Origin of the sequence: Franconibacter helveticus LMG 23732 (assembly GCF_000463115.2) — a bacterium.
In the GTDB taxonomy this organism is placed as follows: Bacteria; Pseudomonadota; Gammaproteobacteria; order Enterobacterales; family Enterobacteriaceae; genus Franconibacter; species Franconibacter helveticus.
Genome location: NZ_AWFX01000024.1, coordinates 282,471 through 292,218, shown reverse-complemented (window position 1 = coordinate 292,218; position 9,748 = coordinate 282,471). Strand labels below are relative to the sequence as shown.

8 protein-coding genes are annotated in these 9,748 nt (G+C 56.9%); 6 read left to right on the top strand and 2 right to left on the bottom strand.

Annotation, left to right across the window (positions count from 1 at the left end; translation table 11 throughout):
- Window positions 1–227: 227 nt before the first annotated feature.
- The 6 genes from DW56_RS07650 (at window position 228) to emrB (ending at window position 6,091) form a co-directional block, all read left to right on the top strand.
- A complete protein-coding gene (locus DW56_RS07650; protein ID WP_024562313.1) occupies window positions 228–1,418 on the top strand; it encodes an MFS transporter in 1,191 nt (396 codons plus the stop codon).
- A 120-nt stretch (window positions 1,419–1,538) separates the two neighbouring features.
- The gene (locus tag DW56_RS07645) at window positions 1,539–2,285 is read left to right on the top strand and encodes an AzlC family ABC transporter permease (RefSeq protein WP_024554856.1); all 747 of its coding nucleotides are present in this window, start codon (window positions 1,539–1,541) and stop codon (window positions 2,283–2,285) included.
- Window positions 2,275–2,607 (top strand): L-valine transporter subunit YgaH, encoded by a 333-nt coding sequence (gene ygaH / locus DW56_RS07640; RefSeq protein ID WP_024554857.1) that lies wholly within the window; start codon window positions 2,275–2,277, stop codon window positions 2,605–2,607. Before DW56_RS07645 ends, ygaH begins: the two co-directional genes overlap by 11 nt.
- 93 nt (window positions 2,608–2,700) lie before the next feature.
- Complete coding sequence (gene mprA / locus DW56_RS07635; RefSeq protein WP_024554858.1) at window positions 2,701–3,231, top strand: transcriptional repressor MprA; 531 nt, start codon at window positions 2,701–2,703, stop codon at window positions 3,229–3,231.
- 134 nt (window positions 3,232–3,365) lie between these two features.
- Entirely contained in the window at window positions 3,366–4,538 is a 1,173-nt protein-coding gene (gene emrA / locus DW56_RS07630) for a multidrug efflux MFS transporter periplasmic adaptor subunit EmrA (protein WP_024554859.1), read from the top strand.
- A 14-nt stretch (window positions 4,539–4,552) separates the two neighbouring features.
- Window positions 4,553–6,091: a multidrug efflux MFS transporter permease subunit EmrB gene (gene emrB / locus DW56_RS07625; RefSeq protein WP_024562312.1), complete on the top strand. Its 1,539-nt coding sequence runs from the start codon at window positions 4,553–4,555 to the stop codon at window positions 6,089–6,091.
- Between the two features lie 47 nt (window positions 6,092–6,138).
- Here emrB and DW56_RS07620 read toward each other — a convergent pair whose 3' ends face one another.
- Entirely contained in the window at window positions 6,139–8,664 is a 2,526-nt protein-coding gene (locus tag DW56_RS07620; RefSeq protein WP_326930369.1) for a bifunctional diguanylate cyclase/phosphodiesterase, read from the bottom strand.
- A gap of 495 nt (window positions 8,665–9,159) precedes the next feature.
- On the bottom strand, window positions 9,160–9,675 hold the full coding sequence (luxS, locus tag DW56_RS07615; RefSeq protein ID WP_024554943.1) for an S-ribosylhomocysteine lyase: 516 nt from the start codon (window positions 9,673–9,675) through the stop codon (window positions 9,160–9,162).
- Between the last annotated feature and the right edge of the window lie 73 nt (window positions 9,676–9,748).

The window sequence follows — 9,748 nt, the reverse complement described above, 5'->3', positions numbered from 1 at the left end:
TTTTAAAACCACCCCCGCCTCTGTGGCGGGTGTGTTGTTTCAGGGCGGCGATAAACCTCTCTGTGCGCTGATGCTGGCAGGTAACGCTGCGCCTGGCCGCCCGCCAAAAGCACAATCCGACACTTAACATCTTCTCAACAATCTGGCGCTGTCATCAGGTTTGGTTATGATATTGGCTTATGGCAAGGGCATGCCGCCCGTTCATTTCTCAACAATAAAAAAGACCCATGACTACAAAATCTCAAGGGCTTAGCCCGGCGCTTATCGCGCTGATGTCTGTTGCCACCGGCCTTACTGTCGCCAGCAACTATTATGCGCAACCGCTGCTCGACACTATCGCCCGCGCGTTTTCGCTTACCGCCGGCCAGGCCGGGTTTATCGTCACCGCCGCGCAGCTGGGCTACGCCGCCGGGCTGCTGTTCCTCGTGCCGCTCGGCGACATGTTTGAGCGACGTAAAATGATCGTCTCGATGACCCTGCTGGCCGCCGCCGGGATGCTTATCACCGCCAGCAGCCAGTCGCTGGCTATGATGATCCTCGGCACCGCCCTGACCGGCCTTTTCTCGGTGGTGGCGCAAATACTGGTGCCGCTCGCCGCCACGCTCGCCGCGCCGGAAAAACGCGGCAAAGTAGTCGGCACTATTATGAGCGGCCTGCTGCTCGGCATTCTGCTGGCGCGCACCGTGGCAGGGCTGCTGGCAAGCCTTGGCGGCTGGCGCACCGTTTACTGGGTGGCGACCGTGTTAATGGTTATTATGGCGCTTGCGCTCTGGCGCGGCCTGCCGGCGGTGAAGCAGCAAACGCACCTTAATTACCCGCAGTTGCTCATTTCCGTCTTCACGCTTTTCACCCGTAATAAACTGCTGCGCACCCGCGCCCTGCTGGGCTGTTTTACCTTCGCCAACTTCAGCATTCTCTGGACATCGATGGCCTTTTTACTCGCCGCGCCGCCGTTTAACTTTTCCGAAGGTACTATCGGCCTGTTTGGTCTTGCCGGAGCAGCAGGCGCACTGGGCGCGCGTCCGGCAGGCGGTCTTGCCGATAAAGGCAAAGCGCACCTGACCACCACCATCGGGTTGATTTTGCTGCTCCTCTCCTGGATTGCGGTGGCGCTTGGCCAGTTTAGTCTGGTGGCGCTGATTGTCGGCATCCTGGTGCTCGACCTCACGGTTCAGGGCGTGCACATCACAAACCAGAGCGTGGTGTATCGTATTTATCCGGACGCCCGCAACCGCCTTACCGCAGGCTACATGACCAGCTATTTTATTGGCGGCGCGGCAGGCTCGCTGCTTTCCGCCTGGGCATGGCAGCACGGCGGCTGGAACGGCGTTTGTATCGCGGGCGCGACGGTAGGCCTACTAAATCTGGTGGTATGGGGAGTGGGGTATCACCGTCAGAGCGGGGATGATCTGCATTAATCCTTGTGTTCGCCCCCACAACGGGCAATTGAGGGTGTTAAGGGCGCTAACAGTCTGTTAAGGTTATGTAGACTTATTCATTCGAGTGATTTTAACGCCGGTGATTTATACCTGACTAATATGGAAAGCCCAGCCCCCCTTGGCGTAACCCATAACGGCAGCGACGCGACGCTGCCGGAAGGGATCAGAGACAGTCTGCCTATTGTCATCAGCTATCTCCCCGTGGCGTTTGCCTTTGGGCTGAACGCCACCCGCCTCGGTTTTTCACCGCTCGAAAGCCTTTTCTTTTCCTGCATTATTTACGCAGGCGCCAGCCAGTTTGTGATTACCGCCATGCTGGCGGCGGGCAGCTCGCTGTGGGTCGCCGCCTTAACGGTGATGGCGATGGACGTACGCCATGTGCTTTACGGCCCCTCGCTGCGCAGCCGCATTACCCGCTCGCTTAATAAAAAGAAAACCGCCGTCTGGGCGTTTGGCCTGACGGACGAAGTTTTTGCCGCCGCCACCGCTAAGCTTGTGCGCGATAACCGACGCTGGACTGAAAATTGGATGCTCGGCATCGCTTTTTGCTCCTGGCTTTCCTGGGTTGCCGGCACGTTAATTGGCGCTTACTCCGGCAATGGATTGCTGGCGGATTACCCTGCGGTTGAAGCCGCGCTCAGTTTCATGCTGCCTGCGCTGTTTATGAGCTTTTTGCTCGCCTCATTTCAGCGCAAGCAGAGCCTGAGCGTGGCGGCATCGCTTGCAGGCGCCCTCGCAGGCGTCACCCTCTTTTCTATTCCCGCCGCTATTCTCGCGGGTATTGTCTGCGGCTGCCTGACGGCGGTGGCGGAGCATCTTCGCAAGGAGGCCGCAAATGCGCACTGACGTGCTGCTGCTCGGCCTGCTGGTGGGGTGCGTTAACTATCTTTTTCGCTATTTGCCCTTACGCCTGCGTGCCAGCGCGGCGCCGGCGGCAAAACGTGGAGCAACCCGCGTGTTGCTCGACACAATTGGTATCGCGTCCATCTGTGCGCTGCTGGTGGTCTCCAGCGTTCCGGAAATTTTGCACGATACTCACCGGTTGCTCCCGACGCTTGTTGGCTTTGCGGTTCTGGGAGTGAGTTACTACAAGGCTCGCAGCATTATTTTTTCCACGCTGTTGAGTGCTCTGGGCTATGGAATCGCCTGGAAGCTCCTGATGTTTTAATAGATTTTGCTGATACATAGCCGTGATTAATATGTTTGCTTTATTTGTCACAATAGTTATTATATCGGCTGTAATTAATGAGGTTATGCCCAAATGGATAGTTCGTTTACGCCCATTGAACAAATGCTGAAATTCCGCGCCAGCCGCTACGAAGATTTTCCCTACCAGGAAATTCTGCTCACCCGCCTGTGCATGCACATGCAAGGCAAGCTGCTGGAAAATCGCAATAAGATGCTGAAAGCTCAAGGGATTAACGAGACGTTGTTTATGGCGTTGATAACGCTTGAGTCGCAGGAAAACCACAGCATCCAGCCAAGCGAGCTGAGCTGCGCGCTGGGCTCTTCGCGCACCAACGCCACGCGCATCGCCGATGAACTGGAAAAGCGCGGCTGGATTGAACGCCGCGAAAGCGACAACGACCGCCGTTGTCTGCACCTGCACCTGACCGCCAAAGGCCAGGAGTTCTTAAGCCAGGTGCTGCCGCCGCAGCATAACTGCCTGCATCAGCTTTGGTCCTCTTTAAGCACCAGCGAGAAAGAGCAACTTGAGCAGATCACCCGTAAGCTGCTGACCCGCCTCGACCAGATGGATGAAGACGAAAGCGTGCTCGAAGCGGTGCGCTAATTTCCCATCAGCGCGTTTGGCATTATTTCAAAAAGACTGACACGACAGGCCAGCAGGATACTGCTGGCCTGTCTGGCTAAAACCGGTCGGCACAGCCGATAACAAAAGAAAATAAGAAGAACGTGGAGAGAAACATGAGCGCAAATGCGGAGAGCCAGACCCCGCAGCAACCAGTCAAAAAGAAAGGGAAACGCAAAAGCGCCCTGATTTTACTGACTTTGCTCTTTGTTATTATTGCCGTGGCATATGGGATCTATTGGTTTTTAGTGCTGCGTCACTATGAGGAAACCGACGACGCTTACGTGGCAGGCAACCAGGTGCAGATTATGTCCCAGGTTTCCGGCAGCGTAACCAAAGTCTGGGTAGAGAACACCGATTTTGTTAATAAAGGCGACGTGCTGGTTACCCTCGACCCGACCGACGCCCAGCAGGCATTTGAGCGCGCGCAAACGGAGCTTGCTTCCAGCGTACGCCAGACCCGCCAGTTGATGATCAACAGCAAACAGTATCAGGCGAATATCGAGCTGCAAAAAACCCAGCTCGCCCAAGCGCAGAGCGACCTTAACCGTCGCGTGCCGCTGGGCAGCGCCAACCTGATTGGCCGTGAAGAGTTGCAACACGCCCGCGACGCAGTGGCGAGCGCCCAGGCGCAGCTTGACGTGGCGGTTCAGCAATATAACGCCAACCAGGCGATGATCCTCGGCACGAAGCTTGAAGATCAGCCGGCTGTACAGCAGGCGGCCACCGAAGTGCGTAACGCCTGGCTTGCGCTCCAGCGCACCAAAATTGTCAGCCCGATGAGCGGCTATGTCTCTCGTCGTGCCGTTCAGGTGGGCGCGCAGATTAGCCCTACCACCCCGCTGATGGCGATCGTTCCCGCCAGCAACCTGTGGGTAGACGCCAACTTCAAAGAGACCCAGCTTGCGCACATGCGCATCGGCCAGCCTGCCACGGTGGTCAGCGATATCTACGGCGATGAAGTGACCTATAACGGCAAAGTCGTCGGCCTGGATATGGGGACCGGCAGCGCCTTCTCGCTGTTGCCGGCGCAGAACGCCACCGGCAACTGGATTAAAGTCGTGCAGCGTTTGCCGGTCCGTGTGGAGATCGACGCCAGACAGCTGGAGCAGCACCCGCTGCGCATCGGCCTGTCTACGCTTGTGAAAGTGGATACCACCAACCGCGACGGCGCCGTGCTGGCGACCCAGAGCCGCAAGCAGCCCGCGTATGAAAGCAACGCGCGTGAAATCAGCCTTGAGCCGGTTAATAAACTGATCAACGACATTGTGCAGGCGAACGCGGACTAATCCGCGGAGGTGGTATGCAACAACGTAAACCGCTTGAAGGGGCGAAGCTGGTCATCATGACCATCGCCCTGTCGCTGGCGACTTTCATGCAGGTGCTGGATTCCACCATCGCCAACGTGGCTATCCCGACCATCGCCGGTAACCTTGGCTCTTCGTTGAGCCAGGGCACCTGGGTTATCACCTCGTTTGGGGTGGCTAACGCCATCTCGATCCCGATAACCGGCTGGCTCGCCAAACGGGTCGGCGAGGTAAAACTCTTTATCTGGTCGACTATCGCTTTCGCTATCGCTTCCTGGGCGTGCGGCGTCTCCAGCAGCCTGACCATGCTGATTTTCTTCCGCGTGATCCAGGGGATTGTCGCCGGGCCGCTGATCCCGCTTTCGCAGAGCCTGTTGCTGAGCAACTATCCGCCCGCTAAACGCTCCGTCGCGCTGGCGCTCTGGTCGATGACGGTCATCGTGGCGCCTATCTGCGGCCCTATTCTGGGCGGCTGGATAAGCGATAACTATCACTGGGGCTGGATTTTCTTCATCAACGTGCCTATTGGCATTGTTGTGGTGCTGATGACGTTGCAGACCCTTCGCGATCGCGAGACGCGCACCGAGCAGCGGCGCATCGACGCCGTGGGCCTGGCGCTGCTGATAGCGGGCATTGGCTGTTTGCAGATGATGCTCGACCGCGGCAAAGAGCTCGACTGGTTTAACTCCACGGAAGTGGTGGTGCTGGCGGTCGTGGCGGTGGTGTCGATATGTTTCCTGATAGTCTGGGAGCTAACCGACGAGCATCCGATAGTCGACCTTTCGCTGTTTAAGTCGCGAAACTTTACCATCGGGGTGCTCTGCATCAGTCTCGCCTACATGCTCTACTTCGGCTCGATAGTGCTTTTGCCGCAGCTGTTGCAGGAGGTGTACGGCTATACCGCCACCTGGGCGGGGCTGGCCTCGGCGCCGGTCGGGATTATTCCGGTGATCCTGTCGCCGATAATCGGGCGCTTTGCCCATAAGCTCGACATGCGCAAGCTGGTGACGTTCAGCTTTATTATGTACGCCGTCTGCTTTTACTGGCGCGCTTATACCTTTGAGCCGGGCATGGACTTCGGCGCTTCGGCGTGGCCGCAGTTTATTCAGGGCTTTGCGGTGGCCTGCTTCTTTATGCCGCTGACCACCATCACCCTTTCCGGCTTGCCGCCGGAGCGGCTGGCGGCGGCGTCGAGCCTGTCGAACTTTGTGCGTACCCTTGCAGGCTCTATCGGCACCTCGATAACCACAACGCTCTGGACTAACCGCGAGTCGCTGCATCACGCGCAGTTTACCGAGTCGGTCACGCCCTATAACCCGAACGCCCAGCAGATGTACGATCAGTTGCAGGGCATGGGGATGACGCAGCAGCAGGCTTCAGGCTATATCGCCCAGCAGATAACCAACCAGGGATTGATTATCTCCGCTAACGAAATCTTCTGGGTCTCTGCCGGCATGTTTGTCATATTGCTGGGGCTTATCTGGTTCGCCCGACCGCCGTTTGGCGCAGGCGGCGGCGGTGGCGGCGCCCACTAAGTAAAAAACCCGCTTACGGCCTGGCCGGGCGGGTTTTTCTTTTAGCTTTACTCACCCATTTTTTCTATTTGCCCTTTCAGATCCGCAAGCGGCATCGGGCGGCTTATCAGGTAGCCCTGCGATTCGTCGCACTGGAACATTTTAAGCTGCTCAAGTTGCTCGGGCGTCTCTACGCCTTCGGCGGTAATGCTGAGCGAAAACGCTTTGCCCAGGCCAATGATGTTCTCGACAATGTTATTGGCGTTCTCGGAATGCGGCATGCCCGCGACAAAAGATTTATCCAGCTTAATGCCATCGAACGGGAAGTTGCGCAGGTAGCTTAACGAGGAGTAGCCGGTGCCGAAGTCATCTATCAGCAGCCGCACGCCCAGCGCTTTCAGCCCGTTCATGATCTCAAGGCTGCTCTGCGGGTTCCACAGCGTGGCGTTTTCGGTTACCTCCAGCGCCAGGCGCGCCGGGTCGAGCTTCGATGTGTGTAATGCTTCACGCACCCGGGCCACCAGCCCGCTGGTCTGAAACTCCACGGCGGAAATATTGACCGATACCGCCATACCCGGCAGCTCGTTTTGCGCGTCGTGACAGGCGGTGTTCAACACCCAGTCGCTTAGCGGAATAATCAGCCCGGTCTCCTCTGCAAGGGGAATAAACTGGTCCGGCATCAGCAGGCCATGCGCGGGATGGTGCCAGCGCAGCAGCGCTTCCACCGCCACCACGCGACCTGCCTTCATGTCGTAACGCGGCTGATAAACCAGGCGGAACTGCTCCTCTTTCAGCGCTTCGCGCAGGCTCTTTTCCATTTCGCGCCGCTGGACAATTTGCTCTTCCATATCGGCGCTGTAAAACACCCAACCGTTACGCCCGGCGCTTTTCGCTTTATACAAAGCGATATCCGAGTAGCGCAGCAAGTCGGTCGCGTTCACCGCATCCTGCGGCGCGAGGGCGATGCCCATGCTGGCGCCGATAAATATCTCGTGGTCCTGGATGTAGAGCGGGCGGCGGATTTCCCGGACGATGCGCTCGCAGAGGTGGACAATATCCTGTTTCTGTTCGATATCGGGAATAATAAGGATAAATTCATCGCCGCCCTGACGCGCCACCAGATCGACATCGCGCAGGCAGGCGCGCAGCCTTTCAGAAATCTGATGCAGCACTTCATCCCCTGCTCCGTGGCCGAACAGATCGTTAACGGGTTTAAATTTATCCAGGTCGAGACTGATCATCGCCAGCGGGTGCTCACGGGTGGGCATCGACCGCAGCTTTCCTTCAAGGAACTCTTTCATGCGCACCCGGTTTGGCAGGCCGGTGAGTTCGTCATGGTGCGAAAGATATTGCACCCTTTCCTGCGCCTCTACTTCCAGCGTGACGTCGGTAGCGGTGCCGCGATAGCTCAGCGCGCCTTCCGGCGTTGTGGTGGGCTTCGCCACCAGGTTGCAATACCGCTGATGCCCCTGAGCGGAAAAATAGCGGCAGTGCGTCAGCCCGCGGTGCGCGGTCTGCCCCGGCTGCAACAGCCAGTCGCCGAGCGCGATTTGCTCGCATTCAATAAACTGCGTGATGGGTCGCCCGAGCCAGGCGTCGATGCGATGGCCGGTGATCACCGGAAAACGCTCGGAAAGCCAGGTGAAACGCAGCTGGTCGTCGGTCTCCCAGATCCAGTCGGTGGTGGCTTCCACCACGTCGCGAAAGCGCCTTTCGCTCGCCGCCAACGCCTGGCGGCTCTGTTCCAGCAAAAAATGGTTCTCGTCATTAAGCCGGGCTTTATTCAGCGCGCTGCGCATCAGCCAGGCGGCCAGTAGCGCCGTCAACAGCGAGATAAAAACCATCAGCGGCAACATTACCAGCAGCAAGCTGCGGCCCGGGTTTTCGCTGCGCCATTCCAGCACCACCGAGGCGTTATGAAGCGCAAGCGGCAAAGCAACCTGCCGGTAATCAGCCTGGCGGGACGCCGCCGTCTGCACATGGAGATCGCGGATACCGTACTCTTCGCCAAGCTCACGTAGCTCCTGCGGCCCGAGCTGGTCGATAAACATCAGCATGGAAGGCGGCCCGGGAACCGGCTGAACATCCTCATCGTCCCCCGTGGTTATCCAGGCGGCGGCCAGCAATGCAGGCTGGCCGTTGATGGAAAGCGCGAGCGAGACAGGTTCCTGAGGATTTTTCGCCAGCGCCGCATTCAGCGCCGCCAGGGGCTGATTGCCGGACCATTGCGCTAACGTCAGGTTGGCGCGCTTGCCTTCGATAACGCTATAGCGCGTGTCGCCCTGCGGGCCAATCACGAAAATGCCTTCGTAGTTGAAATCGTCAAAAAGAGAAGCGCCGAGATTCTGTTTTTGCCAGGCCCAGTCGGTATCCAGCGTTTTGTGCAGATGGGTATAAGATTCGCCCCAGGCGGCGTAATCCCGGGCGTGGCCTTTAAGAGTGGTTTGCTGGTTTTGTAGCGCTTTTTGCAGCAATGTTTTGCTCTGCTCATCAGCCCGGTTATTGATATCGCAGGCAATACGCAGCAGCGCCAGAATAGCAATCAGGAAAAAAAGTCCCAGCAGGGAAAGCATAAACAGCAGCGAGCGTTTCACGACAGATGCCGTGCTTCCCGTCGAAGGCGAAAATAAGCGTTTATTCTCTTTTATTGCCAGCCATCTCATCATTGGTCTTCCGTATTTCCGGCTTAATGCATCTGTTTATTATTGTTCCCCGCCCTGGTTTTTGCCGCCGGGAAAAGCGCTTATTGCCAGCCGCCTGGGTTATTACACCCGGCGTTTAGCGTCGCTTTTGCCCGCCTGACGGGCCGGATACGCCCGTGCGCCGGGCGGCCAGAAAGAATAATCGGTGACTCATATAAGCGAAACAGAAACTGCCGATAAAAAGAAAATAAAAATTTTTACGCCAGGGTAATAACGCCTGAGAATAACCTCACTCAACAAGGTGTTAATTATCGCTTCACAGGTCATGCATGATTTGTGTCGTTGCATGCTGATAATGCTGTTACGTTTCTTTTTTAAAAAAGCCTCTGGTGTTTTAAATAAAAAAGGAGACGCCAGGGTCTCCTTTTTTAATTTCGCAGAACGCGACTAGATATGCAGTTCCTGCAATTTTTCTTTTGGCAGCGCCAGCTCTTCATTGCTGTTTACGCGTACATCGCGCTCCAGAATATGGCGGGCGATCTCCTGCGCTTCCTGCAACGAGTGCATCTGGTAAGTTCCGCACTGGTAAACGTTCAGTTCCGGGATCTGGTTCTGCTCTTTTACCTTCAGCACATCTTCCATTGCCGCTTTCCAGGCCTGCGCGACGCGTTGCTCATCCGGCACGCCGATCAGGCTCATGTAAAAGCCGGTACGACAGCCCATCGGGGAGATATCGATGATTTCCACACCGTTGCCGTTCAGATGGTCACGCATGAAGCCTGCGAACAGGTGCTCAAGCGTGTGAATGCCTTTTTCCGGCATCACTTCTTTGTTTGGCACGCAAAAGCGCAGATCAAAAACGGTGATGGTATCTCCGTGCGGCGTATGCATGGTTTTGGCTACGCGGACTGCTGGCGCTTCCATACGGGTATGGTCGACAGTGAAGCTATCTAACAACGGCATCTGGTCACCTCCGATAGTGATTTTTTTTAAATTAAACTGAACTCTTGGTTCCGGGGCGAGTCTGAACATATGA

Excerpts from the sequence above, each read along its gene's own strand:
- luxS (WP_024554943.1), bottom strand. The coding sequence starts at position 9,675 with ATGCCGTTGTTAGATAGCTTCACTGTCGACCATACCCGTATGGAAGCG.
- DW56_RS07650 (WP_024562313.1), top strand. The coding sequence starts at position 228 with ATGACTACAAAATCTCAAGGGCTTAGCCCGGCGCTTATCGCGCTGATG.
- ygaH (WP_024554857.1), top strand. The coding sequence starts at position 2,275 with ATGCGCACTGACGTGCTGCTGCTCGGCCTGCTGGTGGGGTGCGTTAAC.
- DW56_RS07645 (WP_024554856.1), top strand. The coding sequence starts at position 1,539 with ATGGAAAGCCCAGCCCCCCTTGGCGTAACCCATAACGGCAGCGACGCG.
- emrA (WP_024554859.1), top strand. The coding sequence starts at position 3,366 with ATGAGCGCAAATGCGGAGAGCCAGACCCCGCAGCAACCAGTCAAAAAG.
- mprA (WP_024554858.1), top strand. The coding sequence starts at position 2,701 with ATGGATAGTTCGTTTACGCCCATTGAACAAATGCTGAAATTCCGCGCC.
- emrB (WP_024562312.1), top strand. The coding sequence starts at position 4,553 with ATGCAACAACGTAAACCGCTTGAAGGGGCGAAGCTGGTCATCATGACC.